The organism is Marinimicrobium agarilyticum DSM 16975 (assembly GCF_000423345.1).
Classification (GTDB): Bacteria; Pseudomonadota; Gammaproteobacteria; order Pseudomonadales; family Cellvibrionaceae; genus Marinimicrobium; species Marinimicrobium agarilyticum.
This window is the reverse complement of record NZ_AUHU01000004.1, coordinates 426,662-452,780: the sequence shown is the minus strand read 5'-3', so window position 1 is coordinate 452,780 and position 26,119 is coordinate 426,662. Positions and strand designations below refer to the sequence as shown.

Genomic DNA, 26,119 nt, shown 5'->3' with positions numbered 1-26,119 from the left:
ATACCCTATTCTCTTATCCCTGCGCCGCAGGCCCGCTCTAAGATCGCCATTTCGATAGCGTCTTGCTATCAGAATCTCCTCCCTTTATAGACCCCATAAAAACTCTTAATTGGTGACTTCCTCTCAAGCACCCTAAGCTGATGCTTAACATCTTCATCAGTAACAAGCACGTATACCCGTGCCCAAGCAACCATTGAACGCAAGGGAGTCAATCATAATGAGCGACCAAAAGAAGCCGACGTTAACCACCACCGCCGGCGCCCCAATCGGGGACAACCAGAATAGCTTGACCGCCGGCCCACGCGGGCCGCTGCTGCTTCAGGATTACCAGCTCATTGAAAAGCTGGCCCACCAGAACCGCGAGCGCATTCCCGAACGGGCCGTTCACGCCAAGGGTTGGGGCGCCTACGGTACACTGACCATCACCAATGACATCAGCAAATACACCAAGGCCAAGCTTTTTTCCGAAGTGGGCAAGAAGACTGACATGCTCGCGCGCTTTTCCACTGTGGCCGGCGAGCAGGGCGCGGCCGACGCTGAGCGCGACGTGCGCGGCTTTGCGCTGAAGTTCTACACCGAAGAAGGCAACTGGGACATGGTGGGCAACAATACCCCCGTGTTTTTTGTGCGGGACCCTTACAAGTTCCCCGATTTCATCCACACCCAGAAGCGGCACCCGAGAACCAACCTGCGCTCGCCGACGGCCATGTGGGACTTCTGGTCACTGTCTCCCGAGTCATTGCACCAGGTCACCATCCTGATGTCCGATCGCGGTCTGCCCACCGATGTGCGTCACATCAACGGCTACGGCAGTCACACCTTCAGTTTCATCAATGATGACAACGAGCGGTTCTGGGTGAAGTTTCACTTCAAAACCATGCAGGGGCACAAGCACTGGACTGACGATGAAGCCGAGAAAGTCGTCGGTAAAACCCGTGAGTCTACCCAGGAAGACCTGTTCAACGCCCTGGAAAATGGGGACTATCCCAAGTGGCGCTTCTGCGTGCAGATCATGCCGGAAAAAGACGCGGAAAAAACGTCTTACAATCCGTTCGACCTGACCAAAGTCTGGCCTCACGCTGACTACCCGCTGATTGAAGTCGGCGTTATGGAATTGAACCGCAACGCGGACAACTACTTCTCGGAAATTGAACAAGCGGCCTTCTCTCCGTCCAACATCGTTCCGGGTATCGGTTTCTCGCCGGACAAGATGCTACAGGCGCGCGTGTTCGCCTACGCCGATGCCCACCGCCACCGCCTCGGTACCCATTACGAAGCGCTGCCGGTGAACGCGCCCAAGTGCCCGGTTCATCACTACCACAAAGATGGACAGATGCGGTTTACGCCCAATAATCCGAACCCGGATGCCTACTACGAGCCCAACTCATTCAGTGGCCCGGTGGAAAAACCCGATGTGGTGGAGCCGCCCCTGAAGATTGATGGCGATGCCGACCGCTACAATCACCGCGAAGGTAACGACGATTATGGCCAGCCGCGTGCGCTGTTCGAGTTGTTCGACGATGCTCAAAAGCAACGTTTGTTCAACAACATCGCCGGTGCCATGGCCGGCGTGCCGGACTTCATCGTCGAGCGCCAGCTGGGTCATTTTGAGAAAGTGCATCCAGACTATGCGGCAGGCGTCCGTGAGGCACTGAAAAACCAGGGCTGATTCCATAAGTTCTGAATCAGAGCGTCACCCACAAAAAAGCCGCTCCCGATAACCGGGAGCGGCTTTTTACGTTCAACGGCGAAGCTTACTTAATTCGCCGCACTGCAGGTCGGGGCGCTAAAGCTGCCCTCGTAATTACCCAGAACACCAAAGGCCGCACTTTGCCCCGGCTGAATCTGGCCATTCCAGCTCAGATTCGTTGCGGTGACCTCGTTACCGCTGGTGGTCAGCTCCGCACTCCAGTGACCGGACAGCTGGGGCGTATTCGCGTAGCTCAGAACAACACTCCAGCCGGACGTGGCTGAACTGCCGTTGTTGCTCACACTCACTTCCAGCTGATAACCACTGCCCCAGTTATTTACCACATTCACGGCGCAGGCAAGCTCCCCCGCAGGAACACTTGACGCGCTACTGGAGCTCACACTGGATGCCGCGCTGGAGACAGAACTGCTCACGGACGAACTCACCGATGAGGACAGGCTGGATGACACCGCGCTGGAAACGGAGGAGGAGACCGCAGAGCTCATGCTGGAGCTCGCACTTGAGCTGACGCTGGAACTCTCCGCCCAACTCACGCTGGAGCCCTGACTGGAGCTGATAGACGACGCCGCGCTGGAGGAACTGACGCCACCGGCCGGGTCGCCGTAGATAATGCCTCGACCGTTGGTTCCCAGATAAAAGCGACCGTAAATGCGTGGATCCCCGGTAATGGCATCCCCAAAATTGCCGTACTGATGCTGATCATCATTGATACGGACCCAGGCGTTACCTTCATCAGTGGAGCGGAAGACGCCGCGCACACCGTCCACCTGCGCAATGATGTACAGCGCCGGATAATCGGCACCCGGTGCCGCCTTACCGAAACCGACATTGTTGGCTTCTTCGACGTTGCTGAGCCGGGTGAAGGTTTCACCGCCATCCGTTGAACGCCAGAGGCCGTAAGCACCATCGGTACTGCCACCGGCAAACCAGAGGTGGCCTTCATAACCCGGAACCGCCTCGAACTTCTGAGTGCCGGTGGTAGGCAGGTTGGCCGCCGAGGTCTGGGAGAAGGTCGCGCCCTGATTGGTGCTGACATAGAGCCGGCCTTCGGACAACGCGTAAAACACACTGGGGTTAACCCGGTCGGACTTCACCAACGCACCGTCCGGAACGCCAGTCGCGGCTGTCCAGGAGCTGCCAAAGGTGGTGGAGTACTGCACGCCGGCCCCTTCGGTACTCCAGACAATCGAGCCGCCGTCTGCGGCAATGGCCACTGTGCCGCCGCCCGTGGCACCGCTGGGCAGTTGCCCCGCCCACCAACTGTCACCGGCCGAGGTTGTGATACCAATGGCCGCTTCGCCATCACCTTCACCGACGCGCACCATGGTGCTGGGGCTCAGTTCGGCAAAGTCGATACTGGTGTTGCCACTGACGGTGGGCGTGGTGAACATACTCTCGGGCACCTGATCCAGGTCGGTGTGTTTGAAACCGCCCACATCAAGCATGGTGGAGAACAGGTGGGCCCCCTCGGGCGGACTGGCCAAGTCGAGAATGGCGGTCTCTTCCAGCCCTTCCACCATGGGGCGAATCACGATGGTGCCGCCATTGTCCCAGGCGGTGAGATTGTCCGTGCCGTAAATCGTGGCACCGGTGCCGTACATCAAACGATCCGAATTGTGGGGATCAATCTCCACGGACTCGTTCATCCAACCCAGCTTGGGCGCGGTCTCGGGTGCAACCGGGTTGTCTATCCCGAAATCCAACCAGGGCACCTCACTGATGTCCATCTCGTATTTCATATTACGCTGGGGATAGGCGCCCCATTCCCAGATGGGGTTCCAGGTTTCCCCGGCGTCGGTTGAGCGATAGAAAATCGCGTCCGGCCACCAGGAAATCTGCGAGGCCACGATCAGCGTCTCGGGGTTCTGACGGTCGAGGGTCAGACCGCTATATCCGAAGTAGGCGTCATCACTAGTGGAGGACACAGGGCTGATGTCGGTCCAGGTCCCACTGGCAATGTCATAGCGCCAGACTTCCCCCAGTGCGCCGTCGTAGGGGCCGCCGGTATCGCTGGTAGCGACATAAAGACGGCCGTTGTCGTGGTCCACCACCGCTTTGTGGGGGATATAGCCGGTGGGAGCGCCGGGAATCGGCTCCCAGGTCTGGCCGCCGTCCAGGCTCTGGTACAGGGACTGCTCCAGATCCGCGACGCCGACGAAGATGCGGTCGCTACCCTGCCCCGGCGTGCCGCTGGCGCGGTCAAAGTCGACCCAGACCACGCCTTGTATCTGGTTCAGGTAGTTGTTCGGGTCATCGGGGTCCTGGGCGTAATCACCCGGATTGGGGAAGGCGGTGACTTCACTCCAGGTCTCACCGTAATCGGTACTGCGCCAGAGGCCGTTACCGCCCTCAGCGCCGAAATAGAGAGTGCTGTTGTCATTGGGGTCGATGGCCAGGCGCTCGCCCATGCCCCGCCCGGGCATGTTGCCACCGATGTGAAACGGCAGCTCGGTGGCTTCCCAGGTCTCCCCCCGGTCGGAGGAGCGCAGAATCGCGCCGTTGTTGGGGTCCCAGCCGTTGGTGTACATGCCCACCGCGGCATAGACGCGGTCAGGATTGACCGGGTCGGTGGCGACACTCAGCACGCCGTTCCAGCCCCAGTTGTCCCACCCGACCCAGTCGAGCAGGGGTTTCCAGGTTTGGGAGTCGGGCTGCCAGCGATAGACGCCACCGATGTCGGTGCGGGCATAGATCAAGCCCGGCTCGGTGCGGTTGAACACGATGCCGGGGACAAAGCCGCCGCCGTCGATACGGACGTTTTGCCAGTCGTAAGGTTCTGAGGGTACTGCCTGAACGCCTGCCGATGCCGCCAGCCAGAGGCCGGCCGCCGCCAGTGAGGCGATACACTGACGAGCGTAGTTTTTATGTGTCATACGTCGCTCCTTAAATACCGCGTTTAGCCATTGTTGTTTTACAGCTTAAGAGGAAAATAACGCCATTTGTCGTTAAATTTAACGTTAGTACTGCCAACGTCGGAGAAAGGGTAACGGAGGATAGCGAGGATTAACGTGATTTGGGGCGCATTACTTGTAAAAGTTTTATTACTAGTAAAAATTGTTGTGAGCAAGGGGTGGGGATATAGCGAGTTGAAATAACGAAGGGTTTGGAGTGAGCATCAAGCCCGGCTCGAGGTAGGGTATGCCGGTTGTAGACCCGCCGTGAACCCGTCCCTGGGGGCTTCTCATCGGCATCCATGCCTCAGAGAGTCTACAACCGGCATACCCTACCCCGAGCCTCAGTGCCAAAAATTACTTTGATAGCCGCGACTCGATTAACTGGGAAAATAAAGTAAGGCCCTTCAATCCAACCCATGCCTCTTGAGGGAGTTGTGGCACTGAGGTTCGGGCAGGTAGAGGCCTTTCAAGACCGTGGAGCGGGGGACCCGCGATTCGAGCCCCCAGGGATGGGTTCACGGCGTGTCTTGAAAGGCCTCTACCTGCCCGGACCGGACCGTTATGCCCTGCCAAAACCAAGTGAAAAACCGGGAAGAGTCAGGGATTCCCGTAACTCATCAGGCGCTCGTAGCGGCGCTCCAGGAGAGAGTCGATCGGCTCATCACTCAAGCGATCCAGCTGTGAACTCAGACGTTCCTTGAGCTTGCCAGCCATCGCATCGATATCGCGGTGGGCACCACCGAGGGGCTCCGGGATGGTCTCATCGACAATACCCAGCTCTTCCAGCACGGTGGAGGTCACACCCATGGCCTCGGCCGCCTGGGGCGCCTTGGCCACGGTTTTCCAGATGATGTTGGCGCAGCCTTCCGGGGAAATCACAAAATAGGTGGAATACTGCAGCATGTTCAGCTGGTCGCCCACGCCGATGGCCAGCGCGCCGCCGGAGGAACCTTCACCGATCACGGTGCAGATGATGGGCGTACGCAGGCGGGACATGACCGCCAGGTTCTGGGCGATGGATTCACTAATACCGCGCTCTTCCGAGTCGATACCGGGATAGGCCCCCGGGGTGTCGATCAGCGTCAGCACGGGCAGCTTGAAGCGTTCGGCCATTTCCATCAGGCGCATGGCCTTGCGGTAGCCTTCCGGCCGGGGCATACCGAAGTTGCGGTACACCTTGTCGTTGACACTGCGACCTTTTTCTTCGCCGATGACCATGACGGGCTTGTCATCAAGGCGGGCAATACCGCCGATAATGGCGTGATCGTCGCCGAAATGGCGATCGCCGTGCAGTTCATCCCAGTCGGTGAACAGGCGTTTGATGTAGTCCGAGGTGTAGGGCCGATGCGGGTGCCGCGCCACCTGGACGACTTGCCAGGCGGTCAGTTGGGCATAGATGCTTTCGGTGAGCTTGGTGCTCTTTTCCCGCAGCTTGGCGATTTCCTCGGTGATGTTGAGGTCGTTATCGCTGCCCACCAGTTGGAGTTCCTCGATTTTACCTTCGAGTTCGGCGATGGGCTGTTCGAATTCTAGATAGTTCAGGTTCATAATCGGCTTTCAGGCTCAGTGTCGTTTTTAAACGGTAAACACTCGTCGAAGGGCGCCTAAGATACGCGAAACGGCCAAATTAGTCGACCTCTATGGCCCTCACCTCATCGTGAATCGTGACCGAACCCCCTACTCCTAGTACTTCGCATTGGAGCGCTGCGGGCAGGCACACCACTGGGAGCAGGTCGAATCTTGTTTTGAGATAGGGCGTAAGGTAGGTCGTCGCCACCTACCAAATTAACGTCCGCGACCAGCAAGGGGGTTGCGAATCGGTTGTGATGAAAATGGTAGGTGGCGCTTCGCTTACCTACCCTACACACGTAATCCAAGTCGGGTTGTAATGTCCCAAAACGTTGGCACTCGCACTGAGGCCCGAGGTGGGGTAGACCGGTTGTAGACTCTCTGAGGCATGGATGCCGATGAGAAGCCCCCATGGATGGGTTCACGGCGGGTCTACAACCGGTATGCCCCATGGCGGGCCGGACTCGACTCAGCCACCAACCTTGCATTTTGTAAGCAGCGGTAATGGAGAGCATCAGGAATAAACCAGATGGACACTGTCAGAACCGTAAGTATCCCGTAGCCTTTGCAAGAGATCATCCTCCGGGCGGACATGCCAAGCTTGCCCTAGACGTAACTGGCCGCGGGCGCCCTGGCGGGTGTAATCAATCACAATCGGACAGCGGCCCTCCCGGTAAGGGTCCAGCAACTCACTCAACTGACGCGAAAAATTCTGCGACAACATCCCCGATTCTACCGCCAGGCACAACTCACGGGCGCGCTCCTGGCGCACATCCGACAACAGCCGCAACTGATCCGCCCGCATCTTCAGGGCGCCACTGTAATCATCGTGACTCACCTGCCCAGTAATCACCAACAGACTGTCCTTCAACAACAGATCCCGCGCCTCGGCAAAGGCATCACTGAACACCGCCACTTCAATGCGCCCGGTGCGATCATCCAGCGTCACAAACGCCATGGAATCGCCCCGCTTGGTTTTCATTACCCGCATCGCGACCACCAGACCCGCCACCGTCTGGTTTTCCTTCTGGGGTTTCAGGTCGGAGATGCGGGAACTGACCAGATGGTTCAGCTCACTCTCGTACTCATCAATCGGGTGGCCGGTCAGGTACAGGCCAAGGGTTTCTTTTTCCCCGTGCAGGCGTTCCTTCATGCTCCAACTGCGCACCTTGTGAAACTCCCCGTAGGCATCCGCTTCCGGGTCGCCGCCGGGAATCACCTCGCCGAACAAATCCACCATGCCCGCGCTCTGGTTGGCCGCCTGTTGCTCCGCAGTTTTGACCGCTTCATTGATGGCCGCGAACATGACCGCGCGATCGTAGTCCAGGTCGATGCCCGGACCCAGGCTGTCGGCCGCGCCGGAGCGGATCAGTGCTTCCAGCGCCCGTTTGTTGACCTTGCGCGGATCGACCCGGGCGCAGAAGTCGAACAGGTCTCTGAAGGGACCGTCTTTACGCGCGGCGATGATGCTCTCCACCGGGCCTTCACCCAGCCCTTTGATCGCACCCAGGCCGTAGATGATGTTATTGTCATCATCGACACTGAACTGGAATTCACCGGTGTTCACATCCGGCGGCAGCAGTTGCAGTTTCATCTGGCGACATTCTTCGATGAAGGTCACCACTTTATCGGTCTTGTCCATGTCCGAGGACATGGTGGCCGCCATGAAGTGCGCCGGGTAATGGGCCTTCAGCCAGGCGGTCTGATAGGACACCAGAGCGTAGGCGGCGGAGTGGGATTTGTTGAAACCGTAACCGGCAAACTTTTCCACCAGGTCAAAAATCTTCATGGCCAGGTCGGGGTCAACGCCCTGCCCTTTCGCGCCTTCTTCAAAGATTTTGCGCTGTTTGGCCATTTCCTCGGGTTTTTTCTTACCCATGGCCCGGCGCAACATGTCGGCGCCGCCGAGGCTGTAGCCGGCCAGCTCCTGGGCGATCTGCATGACCTGTTCCTGATACACGATCACGCCGTAGGTGGGCTTGAGAATGGGCTCCAAACGTTCGTGCTGGTATTGGGCGTCGGGATAGGCCACCTGGGCACGGCCGTGCTTACGGTTGATAAAGTCGTCCACCATCCCGGAGTCCAGCGGACCGGGACGAAACAGTGCTACCAGGGCGATCAATTCTTCCAGACTTTCGGGGATGATCTTTTTGATCAGGTCTTTCATGCCGCGGGATTCGAGCTGGAAAACCGCCGTGGTTTCCGCCCGTTTGAGCATATCGAAAGTGGGTTTGTCATCCAGGGGAATGGCCGTAATATCCAGCGGCTCCTCCCCGGTTTTTGCCCGCTGCCGATCGATCATCGTTTTGGCCCAATCGATGATGGTCAGCGTGCGCAGGCCCAGGAAGTCAAACTTCACCAGCCCCGCATCTTCGACGTCGTTCTTGTCGTACTGAGTTACCAGACCGCCACCGGCGTCATCGCAGTACAGCGGCGCGAAGTCTGTCAATTTGGTGGGGGCAATTACCACGCCACCGGCGTGCTTGCCGACGTTCCGCGCCAGGCCTTCCAGTTGCTTGGCCATTTCCCAGATTTCCTGGGCTTCTTCGTCGTTCTGGAGAAACTCCCGCAGAACGTCTTCCTGCTCCAGGGCGGCTTCAAGCGTCATGCCCGGCGTGGCGGGAATCATTTTCGAGAGTTTGTCGGCAAGGCCGTAAGATTTACCCTGCACCCGCGCCACATCGCGCACCACGGCCTTGGCGGCCATGGTACCGAAGGTGATAATCTGGCTGACCGCATCGCGACCATAGTTGTCGGCCACGTAATTGATAACCTGGTCGCGGTTGTCCATGCAGAAGTCGACGTCGAAGTCGGGCATCGAAACCCGTTCCGGGTTCAGAAAACGTTCGAACAGCAGGTCGTACTGCAGCGGGTCCAGGTCGGTAATTTTCAGTGAGTAGGCCACCAGTGAACCGGCACCGGAGCCCCGCCCCGGCCCGACGGGAATGTCCTGATCCTTGGCCCACTGGATAAAGTCCATCACGATCAGGAAGTAACCGGGAAACCCCATCTGGATAATAATATCCAGCTCGAACTGCAGCCGCTGTTCGTATTCTTTTTTGCGCTCGTCGTAGTCGGTCGCCTGGGGGTCGAGAATTTTATCCAATCGCTCGTACAGACCGTCGTAGGAAATTTTCTCGAAGAACTCGTTTTCGGTCATGCCTTCAGGAATGGGATATTCCGGCAAGTAGTATTTGCCCAGCTCGATATCCAGGCTACAACGTTTGGCGATTTCCACGGAGTTCTGCAAGGCTTCGGGAATATCGCTGAACAGCTCTGCCATTTCCTCGGGTGAGCGCAGGTACTGTTGGTCGCTGTAGCGGCGTTCGCGCCGCGGATCATCCAGCGTGCGGCTTTCACTGATACAGACGCGGGCTTCGTGCGCTTCGAATTCGTCCCGGTTCAGGAAGCGGACGTCATTGGTGGCCACCACGGGACATCCAGCTTCGCCCGCAAGATCAACAGCGGCGTGAAGGTAGTCTTCATCGTTCTCCCGTCCGGTCCGTTGCAGCTCCAGGTAGAACCGGTTGGGGAAGTCGGTCATCCAGCCGTTGAGCGCCTCGCGCGCCTGGCCTTTTCGCCCGCCGATCAGGGCGACGCCGACATCGCCGAATTTACCGCCGGACAGGGCGATCACGCCTTCGGTGAGTTCACTGATCCACTGACGCTGCACGTAGGGCAGCCCGTGGTGCTGGCCTTTTTGCCAGGCGCGGGAGATCAGTTCGATGATGTTTTTGTAGCCTTTGTTGTTCATCGCCAGGAGGGTGATGAGCGTGGGCTTGCCTTCGGGGTCGGCGTTGGCGACCATGAAGTCGCTTCCGGCGATGGGCTTGAGGCCTGCTCCCTGGGCGGCTTTGTAGAATTTGATGAGGCCGTAGAAGTTGGTCTGGTCGGTGACGGCGACGGCGGGCATGCCGAGTTCGGCCACTTTTTTGACCAGGGGTTTGATGCGAACCAAACTGTCCGACAGGGAGTATTCGGTGTGGAGTCTTAAATGTACGAATTGGTTGCTCATAATGTGTGCCGGGTCGTTTGTTGTCGAGCTTTTCTGCGTCGACTAATGCTGCTCAAGATTAGAGTCCGGCGGGAGTCGGGTATACCGTTCGGAGACCCGCCGTAAATACATCCCTGTAGGCTTCTCATCGGCATCCATGCCTCAGAGAGTCTCCGAACGGTATACCCGACTCCCGCCTCAGTGCCAATAGTTCCTTCGGGCGCACACCACACAACGGCAGTGGAGCGCTCGTAGGGTAGGTCGGTCCGACGCATCGGAGGCGTTAGCCGCCACCCACCAATCAAATTTGTGATTGGTATTTTTGGGCGCGACGCTTTGGTAGGTGGCGCTTCGCTTACCAACCCTACTCGCTACATAGTGCGGAGGGGATCGGGGTGAATACCCTTTGGAGACTCTCTGAGGCATGGATGCCGATGAGAAGCCCCCAGGGATGGGTTCACGGCGGGTCTCCAAAGGGTATTCACCCCGATCCCCGGACGTGACACCACTTACATCACTCCTGCTAAGAAAACAGGCTAAAACAGCGTTATCTGCTCAATACGCTCACGCACCGGTGCGTAAGAAGTGCGGTGGATGGGGGTTACCCCCAACTTGTCGAGCGCCGCCAAATGAGTTTTTGTAGGGTAACCCTTATGACCCGCAAAACCATAGCCCGGATACTGCTCATCAAAAGCCACCATCTCCCGATCCCGAGCCACCTTCGCCAGAATCGACGCCGCACTGATCGCCGGGTGACGACTGTCCCCCTTCACCACCGCCTCCGCCGAAAAGTCCCACTTTGGCAAGCGGTTACCATCCACCAGCACATGCTCCGGCACACGGGCCAACCCCTGCACCGCCCTCGTCATCGCCAACAGGCTCGCCTGTAGAATATTCAATTGATCAATTTCCGCCACCGAGGCGCGAGCAATGCACCAGGCCGCTGCCCGGGTCTGGATCTCGTCAAACAGCGCCTCGCGCCGTTTTTCAGTCAATTTTTTGGAGTCGTTCAGCCCCTCGATCGGGCGCTCCGGGTCCAGGATGACCGCCGCCGCAACGACATCCCCCGCCAGAGGGCCTCGGCCGACTTCGTCGACGCCGGCGAGCCAGGGGCCAGTATAGCTCGGCTCAAACGGACCCAGGATCGCTTTCATTGAGCCTTCTTCTCCAGTAGCTGGGCAATCGCCTCCGCCGCGCGGGCGCTGGCGTTGCGCGCCAAGTCTCGATGCATTTCCGTGAAGGTCTGGCGCAGGCTCTCGGTCTGCTCGGGATGGTCAATATAATCCAGTACCGCCGCGCTCAACGCCTTGGGCGTTGCCGCCTTCTGCAGTAGCTCGGGCACCAGCCGCCGGCCTGCCAACAGGTTCGGCAGAGAGACGTGTTCGGTTTTAACCAGCCGGGACAGGATGGCATAGGAGAGCGCGGCCATCTTGTAGGCGACCACCATGGGCGTTTTCAGCAACATGGCTTCCAGCGCCGTGGTCCCTGAGGAAATAAGCGCAACGTCTGCAGCCGCCATTGCTCTCTGGGACTGGCCTTGCACGAGGTGGACCGGCAAGTCCACGTATTCAGACAGCTGGTGATGTATCTGACGATAGCGCGCCGGATTGGCCGCGGGGATCACAAATTGCAGGTTGGGCCGTTGCTCCCGACACAGGCGGGCGGCTTTGAGAAACAGGTCGCCCAACTGTTCGACTTCCCCTTTCCGACTGCCGGGCAGTAGCGCCACCAGCGGGCCGGTATGGGAAATACCGAGGGCTTCCCGGGCAGCATCAGCGTCTACTTCCAGAGGGATTTCATCCGCCAGGTGGTGGCCGACGAACTCCACCGGGACTTGATGCTCGCGATAGAAGTCTGCCTCAAACGGCAGGAGCGTCAGCATCAGGTCCACGCTTCGGGCAATCCCCTTGATCCGCCCTTGGCGCCAGGCCCAGACAGAGGGGCTGACGTAGTGAACCGTGGGAACGCCCGCCTCTTCGCGCAGGTGCCGTTCGATATTGAGCGTAAAGTCCGGGGAGTCGACACCGATGAACACCGAGGGACGCTGCTCGCTAAAGTGCGCTTTCAGAAATTTACGGATCTTCAGCAGTTCCGGCAGCCGCTTGAGCGGGTCGACAAAGCCCATGACCGACAGACGGTCCATGGGGAAATAGGAGTGGAAGCCCTGGGCGAGCATACGCGGGCCGCCAATGCCGGAGAATTCGCAGTCAGGATAGTGCTGGCGAAGCGCGCGCATCAGCGCCGCCCCCAGGATATCACCGGAGGCTTCACCCACAACCATACCGATCTGCATACGGCCCGGCTTATCAGCCGAGGGAGAACTCTCCTGCGTTTGCATAACCATGGCTAGCGAACGATACCGCGGGAGGACCCTCTCACCGACTCCACCAGAGGCTCCAGCGCCTGGCACTCGGTGGCCATCTCGGTCAACTCTTTGAGGGCTTCCTCACGCGTCAATCCGCGCCGGTAAATGACTTTGTAGGCACGGTTGATCATCGAGATATCCTCTTTGGAAAAACCGCGCCGACGCAGCCCTTCGGCATTGATACTTTTGGCCGCCGCCGGGTTACCGTTGGCCATCACGTACGCGGGCAGATCCTTACCCAGAGCAGTACCCATGCCGGTGAAGCTGTGGGCGCCAATGTGACAATACTGATGCACCAGGGTAAAGCCACTCAGAATGGCCCAGTCTCCAATATGAACATGGCCCGCCAATGCGGTGTTGTTGACCAGAATACAGTGATCACCCAGAACGCTGTCGTGGCCGATGTGGACATAGGCCATCAACAGGTTGTGGTTGCCGATAGTGGTTTCACCGCGATCCTGCACGGTACCGCGGTGAATGGTCACGCCTTCGCGAATCACGTTGTGATCGCCAATCACCAGCCAGGTGGGCTCGCCCTGGTATTTCAGGTCCGGCGTGTCTTCACCCACGGTGGAAAACTGATAGATATGATTGTGGCTGCCAATACGGGTAGGGCCCTTGAGGACCACGTGAGACTCGATCACGGTGCCCGGCCCAACCTCGACGCCGGCGCCAATCACAGTCCAGGGGCCGACTTTGACGTCGGGCGCCAGGTGGGCCTCGGGATGAACAATCGCAGTCGGGTGAATCAAGGTCTCGCTCACTCTTTCCGGGGTGTTCTTTCATCAGTCTCCACACCAGCGGCGGAGACCGAAAATGCGGCCGGGGCCGCCCTTACACTTTACGATCAGCGCAAAGAATATTGGCCGAAGCGGCTAGTGCGCCATCCACAGTCGCCTTACATTCAAACTTCCAGATGCCTCGCTTGACCGATACCACGCGGGACTCCAGCGTCAGTCGGTCACCCGGGATCACCTGGCGCTTGAAGCGCACATCATCCACGCCGGCAAACAGGTAAATGGAGCCGTCTTCCGGCTTCTTGTTCATGGTTTTGAAACCGAGAATGCCCGAGGCCTGGGCGAGCGCTTCCAGGATCATGACCCCCGGGAATACCGGGCTCTGGGGAAAATGGCCGTTGAACACTTCCTCGTTCACCGAAATATTCTTGTAAGCGACTATTGACTCGCCTTCAACCAGCTCCACAACGCGATCGACCAATAGGAACGGATAGCGGTGGGGCAAGTATTCACGTATTTCTCGTACATCCATCATAGTCAACGACCCCTGGGTATTCATTATTGGCCGCCGCGCGGGCCGCCCTGTTAAGCTCCAGCGCCGCACGTGCGCCGCCGGTCTCTGTTCGATTGTGTCTTATGGATCGAGTTTTTTCAGGCGTGCAGCCAGCTCATCCAGTTTTTTAAAGCGCACCGCGTTCCGACGCCACTCGCGGGTGGGGGTCAACGGTGTGCCCGAAGAATAGGAGCCGGCCTCGCGAATGGAGTGGGTAACCAGACTCATGGCGGTAACGTGAACGCCATCGGCGATGGTCAGGTGCCCGATGATGCCGACCCCGCCAGCGATGGTGCAATTCTCTCCCAGTGTGGTACTCCCGGCAATACCCACCTGTCCGGCAATCGCGGTATTATTGCCGATTCTGACGTTATGAGCGACCTGCACCTGATTGTCTATTTTGACGCCATCCCCGATCCAGGTGTCGTCGAGAGCTCCCCTATCGATCGTGGTACCGGAACCGACTTCGACATTGTCGCCTAGAACAACACCTCCCAGCTGGTGAATTTTCAGCCAGCCTTCCGAGGTGGGCGCGAAGCCGAATCCGTCCGCACCAACGACCGCACCACTGTGAATCAGACAATTCCGACCAAGCCGTACGTTGTGATAGAGCACAACTCGCGCGGCCAAGCGAGACCCGGCCCCCAACACGCAGCCATCTCCGATGGTCGAGCCCGCGCCCACTTCAACGCCGGGCCCGAGGACGACATCGTCGCCGATCACCACGTTGGGACCTACGGCAACATCGTCCGCCAATTGGCAGCCGCCCCCGACCAAGGCGCTGGGATGAATACCCCGCGGCACCGGCGCCCGCTGATCAAACAGTGCGGTCAAACGGGCGTAAGCCTCATAGGGCTTGTCAGTCAGCAATTTGTTGCCGGAAAAATCGCCCGCCAGGGCGGGAGCGAGAATTACAGCGGAAGCCCGTGTGCGAGCAAGATACTTGCGGTACACGGGGTTGGCGATAAAGCTCACCTGGCCCGGCACTGCACTCTGCAGGGTGGCAAGAGCGACCAGGGCGCACTCCGGGTCGCCATCGTAATCAATGCCCAGATACTGGGCCAATGACGAAAGCGTATGAGTAGCGGTCACGCGCAGGCTTCTCCGGTTATTCGGCGCTGGCGTTCGCTTTGTTCAGCATTTCGGTCACTTTGGCGGTGATGTCATACTCATCAGAAGCATGAAACGCGCTTTGGCTGTTCAGCACCAGACCAATATTCTCCGCCTCGATCAACTGGGCCAGGATTTCCTGGGTTTTCCCGCCCATCTGCTGCATGACCGCCTGCATGACCCGCTGGCGCTCGCCCTGGAGCGTCTGACCGGTACGTTCGTATTCCTGGCGCAACTTCTGAGCTTCTTCCTGCTTCTGCTTCTTCTTTTCTTCTGACCAGGTCATGGCGTTCTTCTGAGCGTCCTCCTGAAAGGCCTGCAGATCCGCCGTCAGGCTTTCGAAGCGAGTGCGCAGGGCTGCATACTCCTCATTCTGCTCCAGGGCCTGGAGCCGCTGTTGAGCCGCGTCGGTGCTCAGTACGGCCGCCTGGAGGTCGAGGACCACGACTTTACCTTCCGCCAGCGCCAGGTTAGAACCCAGCAGTAACATCAAACCCAGGACGATCTTCTTTGCATTAGCCATCATGACGACATCTTCCTCTATATTATCAATGAGTTAGGAAACAAAACGGCCCTGAAACCAGGGCCGCTGAAACCTCACGTGGCGGTTGAAACCGCCGAGGGGTTTTCCCCGAACTGCCAGGGGCTTTCCCAAAACCGTCGGGAGCTTTCCCCTCAAAGGGGGCAATCATACCGCGTTAGAAGGAACCACCCAAAGAAAATTGGAAAAATTCCGGATCGTCGCCCTCATTTTCGGCAATCGGCCGAGACACCGCAAATGTCAGCGGACCAAAGCCGGTAATCCAGGTCAGGCCCAGACCGGCCGAGGCACTGATATGATCCAGATCCGGCTTGTAACAGTTCAACTGCGTCTCGCCACAGGAGGTGCTGAACACGTTACCACCTTCAATGAAGAAGCTGGACTGAAGCATGCGCTGGTCCTTGATAAAGGGCAGCGGGAAAAGAATCTCCGCCCCGGCTTCCACCAGAATATTCCCACCGAAGGCGGAATAACGGCTGTCGCGGTTAGCGGCCTGCTCCGGCGTGTACTGGTAGGTGGTAATCAGCTCGCCGGGTTTACATTTCTGGCTGGTGCCCTCAAACGCGGCAGGGTCCTCACAGAGTACATAGGCGAGGCTGGTCTCGTTGGAGTCCGGACTCACGCCAGCACCATCGCCGTTGGCATCATTCCAGGCCACAATATCGGTATACACTCTTTCCGGGTAGGTGGAACGCGGCCCGAGGCTGTTGCGCTCAAACCCGCGGACGGATCCAAAACCACCCGCGTAGTAGTTCTCGAAGAAGGGCAACTCACCGCTATCGCCATAACCATCGGCGTATCCGAGATGAGTGCGCAACTTCAACGTCAGCGCACGGGTCAACGGCTTGTAAGTCTCAGCACGATAGTCGAGCTTGTAGTATTCCAGATCGCCGCCGGGCATGGCCACTTCCGCAGAGAATACCTGTGATGTGCCACGGGTCGCCAGCATGCCGCGGTTAAGAGTGGACTGCTGATAATTAAAACCGACCAACACGTCCTGGAATTCAGAGCCGTTGGCATCCACGTAGCCCGGCTCGCCCAGCACAGATTCGGTGACGTCCATGGTGGGAATACCTTCCGGCCAATCCTGCCCCGAGGAGATTGACTCCTCAAAGGCCTCTTGAGCCGACTGGGTCACATAGGGCGCGCCCAGCGGAATTTTCGGCTGGCGGATGATCTCCCGGGGAGAGGCACTCGTGGTTTTCACCGTCAAATCCCGGGCTTCGAAGCTGAAACCAATTCTCTCAATTTCCGAAATCGGATAACCGAAGCTGAGCTTGGCACCATAGACATCGGTACTGTAACCGGACACGTTGTAGCTGGCGTAGTCACTCTGCGTGTAGTAAAGACTGATGCCGCGGCTGACGCCATTCGGTGTGAAGTAGGGGTCGTTGTAGCTGAAGTTGTAGGAGGTCCGAAACCGGCTATTACTCAGAGAGAAACCCACCTGCTTGCCCGAACCAAACCAGTTGTTCTGCTGAATGTTGGCCGAGAGCAGCAGACCGGAGTACTCCGCATAACCGATCTGCAGGCCCATGCTGCCCGAGGGCGATTCTTCAACGGTATACTCGACATCCACCTGGTTATCGACGCCGGGAACCTCGTTGGTTTCAACGGTTACTTCTTTAAAGAAGCCCAAGCGGTCGAGACGAACTTTCGAGTGTTCAATCTGGGCCGTCGATGCCGCCCCGCCTTCCATCTGACGCATCTCGCGGCGCAAGACTTCGTCGATGGTTTTGGTATTGCCCTTGAAGTTGATGCGGCGCACATAGGCACGCTGCCCCGGATCGACAAAGAAGGTAACCTTTACCGTCTTCTCCTCGTCGTTCTTCTCGGGGATACCTTCCACTTCCGCGAAGGTATAACCCTCGTTCCCCAGACGCTGGGTAATGTAGTCAGAAGAGTTGGTCATCAGAATCTGGGAAAAGGTATTGCCTTCGCGCAACAGGATCATGCGGCGTACAAGCTCTTCGGGGAGCTTGAGGTCCCCTGCCAGCTCTACTTCACTGACGGTGTAGATATCACCCTCGGTCACGTTGAGGGTGATATAGATCTTGGACTTGTCCGGGCTCAGTGCCACCTGGGTGGAGTCGATAGAGAAACTCAGGTAACCACGGTCCAGGTAAAAGGACTCCAGAGTTTCGATATCCCCCGTAAGTTTTTCCCGGGAATACTTGTCGTCACCCTTGATCCAGGACAGCCAGCCTGAAGACTTGAGCTCAAAGCCTTCGAGCAGTTCCTCATCGCTGAAGGTCTCATTACCCACGATATTGATGCCCTTGATACGGGCCGGTTTACCTTCGTTCACATCCACCGTCACCTTCACCTGGTTCCGGGGCAGGTCTTCCACCTTGATATCCACGGACGCGCCGTAGCGGCCTTGGCCGATATATTCACGCTCGAGCGCCTGGCTTATGCCCTCCAGGGTGGCCCGCTGGAAAATCTGGCCTTCAAACAGATCGTTCTCGCGAAGACTCTCCATCAAGTCCTCGGTTTTGATCACTTTGTTGCCTTCAATGGTAATCTCGTTGATCGCCGGGCGCTCTTCGACCCGAACGACCAGAACGTCGCCGTCACGTCCCATCGCGACGTCGGAAAAATAACCCACCTGAAACAGCTCACGAGTGGCCATGCGAATATCATCGCTGGTGACCTGATCCCCCACCCTCAGTGGGAGCGCGCTGAATACGGTACCGGCGGATACCCTCTGCAGACCTTCGACTCGAATATCGCTGATCTGGAAATTTTGAGCCTGTACCGCCACTGTAAACAACAGCGCGCCCATCAGGCTGATCACTCGCATCCACACTCGCATCATAGAAAAATTCTTTTCAGTTAAGGTCAATCGCATTTCGATGGTGACTGTGCCACTTCGGAGCTCAATATTTCAGCAACGGCCGCGATTCGTTTACAGCCGCATGATGTCGTTGTAAAGCGCAAGAAACATCAACCCTACAACCATGACCAGCCCTACCTGATAGCCGATCTGCTGAATTCGCTCCGAAACGGGACTGCCTTTCACCACTTCGATGAAGTAATACATCAGGTGGCCACCATCCAGTACCGGAATCGGCAGGAGGTTGAAAACGCCCAAGAAAATACTCAGTAGCGCCACAAACCCGACAAAACTCTTCCAGCCGCTCTCAGCGGAATCGCCGGCCACCTTAGCAATGGTGATGGGACCGCTCAAGTTTTTCGTCGAGATTTCCCCAACAATCAGCTTTTTCACGGAGAGCAGCACGAAACCAGCGGTCTCCCAGGTCCGGTCAACACCCGCCACAAACGACTCGACCGGCCCGTATCGATATTCCCGCACCCGGTCTTCCGGCCAGGACTGGGGCTGAAGACCCACACCCACCCGGCCAAACTGCTCACCGGCTTCCTCCACCATCTCAGGCGTCACCGATAGACTCCTTTCGGCGCCATCGCGTTCCACAATCAATTGAATTTCTTCGCCGGGTCGCTCACGCACATAGGCCACCCAAGTGGGCCAGTCCGGCATCGGCTGGCCATCGGCACTCAGCACTCGATCGCCGGTTTGCAGCCCCGCGCGCTCTGCCGGGCTCTCGGGAACCACTTGACCGATGACCGGCTTCAGTGTCGGGCGATCGAGCGTCAAGCCCAGTCCGGACACCGGGTCGGGCTCCTCAACGCCCTTCAGCCAGTCCTCGAGCTGCGCTTCGGACAGGTACTGCAAATCCGACTCCGGGTACTTCACCCGAAAAGAGATGGTGCCGCTTTCGCCCAAACGGCGAAGCAACTGCTGATGAAGCGCTTGCCAAGTGGGTGTGGGCTCACCGTCCACTGCCAGAATTTCCTGACCGGACTCCAGACCTGCCTGTGCCGCTACCGAGCCGGCCTCGACATCACCGACAATAGGAATGGGCTCTCGAGTGCCGGGGACCATCAGCAGCCAGAACAGCAGTATGGCCAGAATAAAATTCGCTACGGGCCCCGCAGCCACAATGGCAATCCGCTGCCAGACATTCTTGCGGTTGAACGCCCGATGCAGCTCCTCCTCGGGTACGTCGCCCTCACGCTCGTCGAGCATTTTCACATAACCGCCCAAGGGAATGGCGGCCAGAGCGTATTCCGTCCCCTGGCGGTCGCGACGGCGCCAGAGGATTTTTCCAAAACCAATGGAGAAACGCAGCACCTTGACCCCGCACCGGCGCGCCACATAGAAGTGACCGAACTCGTGCACGGCCACCAAAACCGCCAGAGCGACCAGAAACCAAATAACCGTCTGAATCAGTGCCACAAACAACCTCTCAGTGGAGTTCGACCAGGGCACTCGCCTGCTGGCGAGCCTCCCGATCCGCGCTTTGGACAGCGTCGAGACTGCCGGGTTCAGTGAACGCCACCCGGCCCATAACCGTTTCAATAATCCGTGGAATGTCGGTAAATCCGATCCGGCGGCGTAAAAAAGCCTCAACCGCGATCTCGTTGGCCGCATTCAGCACGGCAGGCGCCGTCCCCCCTGCCCGCGCCGCATCGGCGGCCAGACGTAAGCAGGGAAAACGGTCGGTATCGGGCGCGGCAAAATCCAGCCTCGCCGTGGCGATCATATCCAGACTGGCCACGCCGGACACCATTCGCTCGGGCCAGGCCAGAGCGTGAGCAATCGGTGTGCGCATATCCGGATTCCCCATTTGCGCCAACACTGAGCCGTCGACGTATTCCACCATGGAGTGAATGACACTCTGCGGATGGACCACGACCTCAATCTGATCCGGCCGGGCATGGAAGAGCCAACAGGCTTCGATCAGCTCCAGACCTTTATTCATCAAAGTGGCCGAGTCAACCGAGATCTTCTGCCCCATGCTCCAGTTCGGATGGGCACAGGCCTGCTCCGGGGTCACCGACGCCAAACGCTCTTCCGGGTAGTCCCGAAATGGGCCACCGGACGCGGTGAGCAGAATTTTGCGCACTCCGCTCCCCGCCAGGCCGCCCCCGAGACAATCGCGCGGATGACCCGGTAAACACTGGAAGATTGCATTGTGTTCGCTGTCGATGGGCAAAAGCGTCGCACCATGCTCCTCCACCGCGCGGGTAAACAGCCCACCGGCCATCACCAACGCTTCTTTATTGGCGAGCAGAATCTTCTTCCCGGCTCGAACCGCGGCCAGGGTCGGCACCAAGCCGGCACCGCCGACGATCGCCGCCATGACCGTGTCCACCTCGGGCGCCGACGCCACCTCACTCAACGCCTCGACCCCGGACAGTACCTGAGTGGCACTGCCGCGCGCCTTCAACCAGAGCGCCAGGGACTCCGCCCCGGGCTCTTCAACGACCACCGCGTAACGCGGGTGATGCAGGAGACAGAGCTCTCCGAGCTTTTGCCACTGGGTGTGCGCCGTCAATGCATACAGGGAATAGCGGTCGGGGTGCTGGGCGAGCACATTCAGAGTGCTATCACCTATGGAGCCGGAGGCGCCGAGGATCGTTACAGACTGCATAGAGGACCTCACCCGACGGGCCAGCCACCGGCCAGCAGGGCCAGGGCAAAAACCGGTGCCGCCGAGGTCAGACTGTCCACCCGATCCAGCACGCCTCCATGGCCCGGCAAGAGCGCGCTGCTGTCCTTGATGCCCCGCTCTCGCTTGACCATGCTCTCTAACAAATCACCCAGTACCGAGACCAGACTGGTGGGCACAATGATCGCCAGCCAAAACAGAAGACCGCCTTTCCAGAACAGGCCAATCAATACGGCCAGCAGAAGGTTCGCTACAACTCCACCCGCGAAGCCTTCCCAGGTTTTCCCGGGGCTCACGCTCGCCGCCAGTTTGCGGCGCCCCCAGCGGCGGCCGGTAAAGTAGCCGCCGATATCGGCACAGGCCACGACCGCCAACAATAGTACCAACAGCCAGGCCCCATTCTCCTGCACTCGCAGGAAAGAAAGGCCAGCCCAGGCCGGGATCAGGACCAGCACTCCCATGAGTGCCCGCATCCACCGGCTATGCCACAGCAACGCGCTGCTCGGATACCCCTGTACCCAAAGAAGTGCCACCGCCCACCAGAGGCAACCGGCCACCAGAATATTGCGAAATGCCAGACGTTGGCTTTCGTCCAGAGCGCCGCCCGCCTCGGGCAACGTGTGAATTTCCAGATAGTAAGCCGCACTCACCATCACAAATCCCGCCAACAGGACGTAAAGCGCCCGCTGCCAGGCACGAGTCCAGCCACTGAGGTTAGCCCACTCCCAGGCACCGATCAGGGTGACAGTGGCGGCAAACGCTGAAAACAGGGGGCCGGGCAGATAAATCAGGGCCAGGAGGAATACGGCGGCCAACACAATCGCCGTAAGCACACGCTGCTTAAGCATGGCGTGCCTCCCCGGAATGGGCGGAGGAGCGCTCCTCACTCTCGCCCGTCGAGACCTGGTCGCCAGTACGACCAAAACGACGCTGGCGACGGTGAAAATCATCAGCCGCCGCTTTGAGCTCATTGGCATCGAAGTCGGGCCACAGAGTCTGACTGAAATACAGCTCGGCGTAGGCACACTGCCAAAGCAGAAAGTTGCTGATCCGCACTTCCCCGCCGGTACGAATCAGAAGATCGGGATCGGGCAAGCCGGCAAGGCTGGTCTGCTCATGCAACAGATGCTCATCAATGTCGGCGCTGTCGAGCATTCCGGCTTGCACCCGTTGGGCCAGCCGCTGAGCAGCCTGGGCAATATCCCAACGGCCACCGTAATCAGCGGCGATCACGAGGGTGGTTTCCCCCTCGCGGGTGCGCTCTTCGGCATCGGTGATGGCTTTCTGCAAGGACGGGGTGAAACGTGACCGGTTACCGACCACTCGCAAGCGCACACCCTTTTTTTGGAGCTCTTTGGACTCCTGCTTCAGGTACCACTGGAATAGCGACATCAGCGCATCCACTTCTTTGCGCGGGCGCTTCCAGTTCTCACTACTGAAGGCGAACAGGGTGAGAACGTCAATCCCCAGGTCCTGGCATGCGGTCATGATATCGCGAATACGCTCGGCACCGACCTTGTGGCCCGAAATGCCGGACATGCCTCGCTGCTTGGCCCAGCGATTGTTGCCGTCCATGATAATAGCGATATGGCGCAGGGAATTGCTGGTCACAAAAAACTCCTGGAACAGTTGCCGCGCAAGGCCAACCAGCGCCGCCAGAGGGGGCGGCGCAGAAGGCTCAGATTTCCATCAAGTCCTCTTCCTTGGCACTAAGAGACTTATCGATCTGAGCGATGTATTTATCGGTTATTTTCTGAATCTCGTCCTGAGCGCGATGTTCATCGTCTTCTGTGATTTCCTTTTCCTTGAGCAGTGCTTTGACCTCGGAGAGCACGTCGCGACGGATACTGCGAATCGATACCCGGGCATGTTCAGCTTCTGATCGAGCCTGCTTGATGTAGTTTTTCCGGGTTTCTTCGGTCAGCGCCGGCATCGGAAGGCGGATGAGGCCACCGTTGGTCGAAGGATTAAGCCCCAGATCAGACTTCATGATGGCTTTTTCGATCTCCGGCACCAGGCTTTTTTCCCAGGGGCTGATGGTGAGCGTGCGAGCGTCTTCCATGCCAATGTTGGCCAGCTGGCTCAACGGGGTCTCAGCGCCGTAATAAGACACGTGTATGCCATCGAGAATACTCGGGTGAGCACGGCCCGTGCGAATTTTGTTGAAGTTGTTACCCAGCGCATCAAGCGCTTTTGCCATGCGGCTTTCCGCATCTTTTTTTAAGTCATTCAACATTGTTTTTGCCCTCTTCGATCAAGGTGCCTTCGCTGCTTCCTACAACAATGTTCAGCAAAGCCCCGGCTTTGTTCATACGAAAAACGCGTACCGGCATATCGTGTTCCCGGCAGAGGCAGATGGCGGTCAGGTCCATGACGCCCAGTTTGCGCTCCAGCACCTCATCATAAGTCAGGCGATCATATTTGGTGGCGCTGGGGTCCTGCATCGGATCGGCGGAGTAAACACCATCCACTTTTGTCGCCTTGAGCACGATGTCCGCTTCCACTTCAATCGCCCGCAAACAGGCGGCCGAATCCGTGGTAAAAAACGGGTTACCGGTTCCGGCGGAAAAAATCACCACTTCGCCCGAGGTCAGGGCACGATTGGCCTGGCGGCTATCGTAGTGCTCAACAATTCCACTCATGGGAATGGCCGACATCACACGCGAGGATATATTGGAGCGCTCCAGGGCATCCCGCATGGCAAGGGCATTCATCACGGTCGCCAGCATACCCATATGGTCGCCGGTCACCCGATTGAGTCCCGCACTGCTGAGCGCGGCACCGCGAAACAGATTGCCCCCGCCGACAACCAGGCCAACCTGAACGCCGATACCGACCAGCTGGCCAATTTCCAACGCCATTTTATCCAGGACCTTGGGATCAATCCCAAAGCCTTCCGAGCCCATCAGCTCTTCGCCGCTGAGCTTCAAAAGAATTCGTTTGTACTTTTTGTCGCGTGCGCTTGGCATACAGGGTTCTCCGCTAGGTGCTCATTGAAAGTCTGGTAATCACCGGGCGAGCTGACTCCAGCCCACCCGGTGCAAGCGCCGCGGAATTTAGCTCTTGGAAGAAGCCTTGACCTGTGCGGCCACTTCATCGGCGAAGTCCACATCTTCTTTCTCGATGCCTTCACCCACTTCAAAGCGTACAAAGCTCTGAATGGCGGCGCCGGCATTGGAGAGCAATTTGCCCACTTTGATTTCCGGGTCCTTGACGAATGGCTGCTCAACCAGGCTGCCCTCTTTCAAGAACTTGTTGATACGACCCATCATCATTTTCTCGACGATTTCGGCGGGCTTGCCTTCCATATCCGGCTGTGCCTTGATGATTTCCTTCTCTTTCGCCACGATCTCTTCCGGCATATCTTCCGGCTTGATGACCTGCGGGTTGACGGCGGCCACATGCATGGCCACATCGCGCGCCAGGTCGGCTTCGCCACCTTCCAGTTGCGTCATCACCGCAATGCGGTTGTTGGAGTGAACATAACCATCGATCACACCGCCTTCAACCACGGCAACACGGCGAACCGAGATATTTTCGCCGATTTTCTGAACCAGCGCTTCGCGCTCACCTTCCAGCTCGCCGTCCATCAGTGCTTTGATGTCGGTCTGCTTGTCGGCAAAGGCTTTGGCCAACACTTTCTCGACAAAAGCCAGGAAACCGGTGTCGCGGGCAACAAAGTCTGTCTCACTGTTCACTTCGATGATGACACCGTAGCTGTTGTCGTCGGACACCTTCAGAGACACCACACCATCGGCGGCGGTACGGCCGGCCTTTTTGGCGGCCTTCAGGCCACTGGCCTTACGCAGGTTTTCAATCGCCACTTCAACGTCGCCATCGGCTTCGTTCAGGGCTTTTTTACATTCCATCATGCCGAGCCCGGTGCGCTCGCGCAGCTCCTTAACCATAGACGCAGAAATCGCTGCCATGTCGCTATCCTCTTCAAATAGGTCTGAATCTTCATTCGAAAAAAGGGGGCCGCCGCTTGGCCTGCCCCCTTTAATTGGTACCGTCCGGCCCTTGCGGTGCCGGTCGGCCGGAACCCGGCTTACTCGGAGGCGGCTTCGCCTTCGGCGGGCACGTACTCGTCTTTGTTCGGCGCGGACTGAGCTTCTTTGGCGCCTTCCAGGCACGCATCGGCCATGGCGGAGACGTAAAGCTTGATCGCGCGAATAGCGTCATCGTTGCCGGGAATGACGTAGTCGATGTCGTCCGGGTTGCTGTTGGTATCAACCACACCGATGATGGGGATACCCAGCTTCTTGGCTTCCTGAACGGCAATGCGCTCGTGGTCCACATCAACGATGAACAGCGCGTCGGGCAGGCCGTTCATGTCTTTGATACCACCGATGGAGCGCTCCAGCTTGTCCATATCGCGAGTGCGAGACAGCGCTTCGCGCTTGGTCAGCTTGTCAAAGGTGCCGTCCTGACTCTGGGCTTCCAGGTCGCGGTAGCGACGAATGGAGGCGCGGATGGTTTTGTAGTTGGTCAGCATACCACCGAGCCAGCGATGGCTGACGTACGGCATGTTAGCGCGGTCGGCCTGCTCTTTGATGGTTTTCTGAGCGGCCCGTTTGGTACCGACGAACAGTACCTTTTTCTTCTGGGCAGCCATTTTTTTGACAATGTCCATCGCCTCAGAGAAGGCAGGGACGGTCTTTTCCAGGTTGATGATATGAATCTTGTTGCGAGCACCGAAGATAAAGCGGTTCATCTTCGGGTTCCAATAGCGGGTCTGGTGGCCAAAGTGGGCACCAGCCTGCAGCATATCGCGCATGCTTACTGTAGGCATTTTGTCATTCCTATCGGGTTGGGCCTCCATACACCCCAACAGCCAACCCGCTCAAGGCGGGCACCCAGGCTGAAGGTGCCGGTGTATGTGTGACGTTCATGGTTTCGTAGTATGTTGCCCAAATGGACAACCTCCTCGACCGACACCTGTGGCATTGGTCGCGGAGCCGCGCTTTATACCATAATCCACGCTACAGGGGAACCCAATCCGCTCCCCCGGCGCTGGGTCCAAGGCCTTGTGTCAGCCCTCGCCGGGCCGCTGGTTGGCAGCAGCGGGGATTGGCCGTATGCTGAGAAATCACCGCCAATCATCGGGAGGGCCGTCATACGTTTGACGAGCAGCTCTGGGGCTCGCGTCGCCTGTTCGCCCAGCTTTA

At 58.3% G+C, this 26,119-nt stretch carries 19 protein-coding genes; 1 reads left to right on the top strand and 18 read right to left on the bottom strand.

Going from position 1 to position 26,119, the window contains the following annotated elements:
* The first annotated feature begins 217 nt into the window (after positions 1–217).
* A complete protein-coding gene (locus tag G547_RS0105085) occupies positions 218–1,669 on the top strand; it encodes a catalase (RefSeq protein ID WP_027328912.1) in 1,452 nt (483 codons plus the stop codon).
* Positions 1,670–1,758: 89 nt separating this feature from the next.
* Here G547_RS0105085 and G547_RS0105080 read toward each other — a convergent pair whose 3' ends face one another.
* From G547_RS0105080 to rpsB, 18 genes are all read right to left on the bottom strand, one after another.
* Complete coding sequence (locus G547_RS0105080) at positions 1,759–4,584, bottom strand: cellulose binding domain-containing protein (RefSeq protein ID WP_027328911.1); 2,826 nt, start codon at positions 4,582–4,584, stop codon at positions 1,759–1,761.
* Between the two features lie 618 nt (positions 4,585–5,202).
* Positions 5,203–6,153, bottom strand: a complete 951-nt coding sequence (locus G547_RS0105075; RefSeq protein WP_027328910.1) for an acetyl-CoA carboxylase carboxyltransferase subunit alpha — start codon at positions 6,151–6,153, stop codon at positions 5,203–5,205.
* A gap of 535 nt (positions 6,154–6,688) precedes the next feature.
* Positions 6,689–10,189: a DNA polymerase III subunit alpha gene (gene dnaE, locus G547_RS0105070; RefSeq protein WP_027328909.1), complete on the bottom strand. Its 3,501-nt coding sequence runs from the start codon at positions 10,187–10,189 to the stop codon at positions 6,689–6,691.
* 515 nt (positions 10,190–10,704) lie between these two features.
* Positions 10,705–11,322 (bottom strand): ribonuclease HII, encoded by a 618-nt coding sequence (rnhB, locus tag G547_RS0105065; protein ID WP_036187082.1) that lies wholly within the window; start codon positions 11,320–11,322, stop codon positions 10,705–10,707.
* A complete protein-coding gene (gene lpxB / locus G547_RS0105060; protein ID WP_027328907.1) occupies positions 11,319–12,461 on the bottom strand; it encodes a lipid-A-disaccharide synthase in 1,143 nt (380 codons plus the stop codon). Before lpxB ends, rnhB begins: the two co-directional genes overlap by 4 nt.
* 53 nt (positions 12,462–12,514) lie before the next feature.
* Positions 12,515–13,285, bottom strand: coding sequence for an acyl-ACP--UDP-N-acetylglucosamine O-acyltransferase (gene lpxA / locus G547_RS0105055; RefSeq protein ID WP_027328906.1), 771 nt, complete (start codon positions 13,283–13,285; stop codon positions 12,515–12,517).
* Positions 13,286–13,367: 82 nt separating this feature from the next.
* Positions 13,368–13,805, bottom strand: coding sequence for a 3-hydroxyacyl-ACP dehydratase FabZ (fabZ, locus tag G547_RS0105050; protein WP_027328905.1), 438 nt, complete (start codon positions 13,803–13,805; stop codon positions 13,368–13,370).
* A gap of 99 nt (positions 13,806–13,904) precedes the next feature.
* Positions 13,905–14,915, bottom strand: coding sequence for a UDP-3-O-(3-hydroxymyristoyl)glucosamine N-acyltransferase (lpxD, locus tag G547_RS0105045; protein WP_027328904.1), 1,011 nt, complete (start codon positions 14,913–14,915; stop codon positions 13,905–13,907).
* Positions 14,916–14,931: 16 nt separating this feature from the next.
* The gene (locus G547_RS0105040) at positions 14,932–15,459 is read right to left on the bottom strand and encodes an OmpH/Skp family outer membrane protein (protein ID WP_027328903.1); all 528 of its coding nucleotides are present in this window, start codon (positions 15,457–15,459) and stop codon (positions 14,932–14,934) included.
* A gap of 172 nt (positions 15,460–15,631) precedes the next feature.
* Positions 15,632–18,292, bottom strand: coding sequence for an outer membrane protein assembly factor BamA (gene bamA, locus G547_RS0105035; RefSeq protein ID WP_027328902.1), 2,661 nt, complete (start codon positions 18,290–18,292; stop codon positions 15,632–15,634).
* Between the two features lie 90 nt (positions 18,293–18,382).
* Entirely contained in the window at positions 18,383–19,735 is a 1,353-nt protein-coding gene (gene rseP / locus G547_RS0105030) for a sigma E protease regulator RseP (protein WP_027328901.1), read from the bottom strand.
* A gap of 10 nt (positions 19,736–19,745) precedes the next feature.
* Positions 19,746–20,933, bottom strand: a complete 1,188-nt coding sequence (gene ispC, locus G547_RS0105025) for a 1-deoxy-D-xylulose-5-phosphate reductoisomerase (RefSeq protein WP_036187079.1) — start codon at positions 20,931–20,933, stop codon at positions 19,746–19,748.
* Between the two features lie 8 nt (positions 20,934–20,941).
* Positions 20,942–21,799: a phosphatidate cytidylyltransferase gene (locus tag G547_RS0105020; RefSeq protein WP_051234839.1), complete on the bottom strand. Its 858-nt coding sequence runs from the start codon at positions 21,797–21,799 to the stop codon at positions 20,942–20,944.
* Complete coding sequence (uppS, locus tag G547_RS20210) at positions 21,792–22,562, bottom strand: polyprenyl diphosphate synthase (protein WP_084645685.1); 771 nt, start codon at positions 22,560–22,562, stop codon at positions 21,792–21,794. Before uppS ends, G547_RS0105020 begins: the two co-directional genes overlap by 8 nt.
* 67 nt (positions 22,563–22,629) lie before the next feature.
* Positions 22,630–23,187, bottom strand: coding sequence for a ribosome recycling factor (gene frr / locus G547_RS0105010; RefSeq protein ID WP_027328898.1), 558 nt, complete (start codon positions 23,185–23,187; stop codon positions 22,630–22,632).
* A complete protein-coding gene (gene pyrH / locus G547_RS0105005; RefSeq protein ID WP_027328897.1) occupies positions 23,177–23,920 on the bottom strand; it encodes a UMP kinase in 744 nt (247 codons plus the stop codon). Before pyrH ends, frr begins: the two co-directional genes overlap by 11 nt.
* A gap of 87 nt (positions 23,921–24,007) precedes the next feature.
* On the bottom strand, positions 24,008–24,880 hold the full coding sequence (gene tsf, locus G547_RS0105000; RefSeq protein ID WP_027328896.1) for a translation elongation factor Ts: 873 nt from the start codon (positions 24,878–24,880) through the stop codon (positions 24,008–24,010).
* Between the two features lie 119 nt (positions 24,881–24,999).
* Positions 25,000–25,743, bottom strand: coding sequence for a 30S ribosomal protein S2 (gene rpsB / locus G547_RS0104995; protein WP_027328895.1), 744 nt, complete (start codon positions 25,741–25,743; stop codon positions 25,000–25,002).
* Positions 25,744–26,119 lie beyond the last annotated feature (376 nt).

Excerpts from the sequence above, each read along its gene's own strand:
- ispC (WP_036187079.1), bottom strand. The coding sequence starts at position 20,933 with ATGCAGTCTGTAACGATCCTCGGCGCCTCCGGCTCCATAGGTGATAGC.
- G547_RS0105080 (WP_027328911.1), bottom strand. The coding sequence starts at position 4,584 with ATGACACATAAAAACTACGCTCGTCAGTGTATCGCCTCACTGGCGGCG.
- G547_RS0105020 (WP_051234839.1), bottom strand. The coding sequence starts at position 21,799 with ATGCTTAAGCAGCGTGTGCTTACGGCGATTGTGTTGGCCGCCGTATTC.
- tsf (WP_027328896.1), bottom strand. The coding sequence starts at position 24,880 with ATGGCAGCGATTTCTGCGTCTATGGTTAAGGAGCTGCGCGAGCGCACC.
- G547_RS0105085 (WP_027328912.1), top strand. The coding sequence starts at position 218 with ATGAGCGACCAAAAGAAGCCGACGTTAACCACCACCGCCGGCGCCCCA.
- pyrH (WP_027328897.1), bottom strand. The coding sequence starts at position 23,920 with ATGCCAAGCGCACGCGACAAAAAGTACAAACGAATTCTTTTGAAGCTC.
- G547_RS0105075 (WP_027328910.1), bottom strand. The coding sequence starts at position 6,153 with ATGAACCTGAACTATCTAGAATTCGAACAGCCCATCGCCGAACTCGAA.
- frr (WP_027328898.1), bottom strand. The coding sequence starts at position 23,187 with ATGTTGAATGACTTAAAAAAAGATGCGGAAAGCCGCATGGCAAAAGCG.
- dnaE (WP_027328909.1), bottom strand. The coding sequence starts at position 10,189 with ATGAGCAACCAATTCGTACATTTAAGACTCCACACCGAATACTCCCTG.
- rnhB (WP_036187082.1), bottom strand. The coding sequence starts at position 11,322 with ATGAAAGCGATCCTGGGTCCGTTTGAGCCGAGCTATACTGGCCCCTGG.
- lpxB (WP_027328907.1), bottom strand. The coding sequence starts at position 12,461 with ATGCAGATCGGTATGGTTGTGGGTGAAGCCTCCGGTGATATCCTGGGG.
- G547_RS0105040 (WP_027328903.1), bottom strand. The coding sequence starts at position 15,459 with ATGATGGCTAATGCAAAGAAGATCGTCCTGGGTTTGATGTTACTGCTG.
- rpsB (WP_027328895.1), bottom strand. The coding sequence starts at position 25,743 with ATGCCTACAGTAAGCATGCGCGATATGCTGCAGGCTGGTGCCCACTTT.
- bamA (WP_027328902.1), bottom strand. The coding sequence starts at position 18,292 with ATGATGCGAGTGTGGATGCGAGTGATCAGCCTGATGGGCGCGCTGTTG.
- fabZ (WP_027328905.1), bottom strand. The coding sequence starts at position 13,805 with ATGATGGATGTACGAGAAATACGTGAATACTTGCCCCACCGCTATCCG.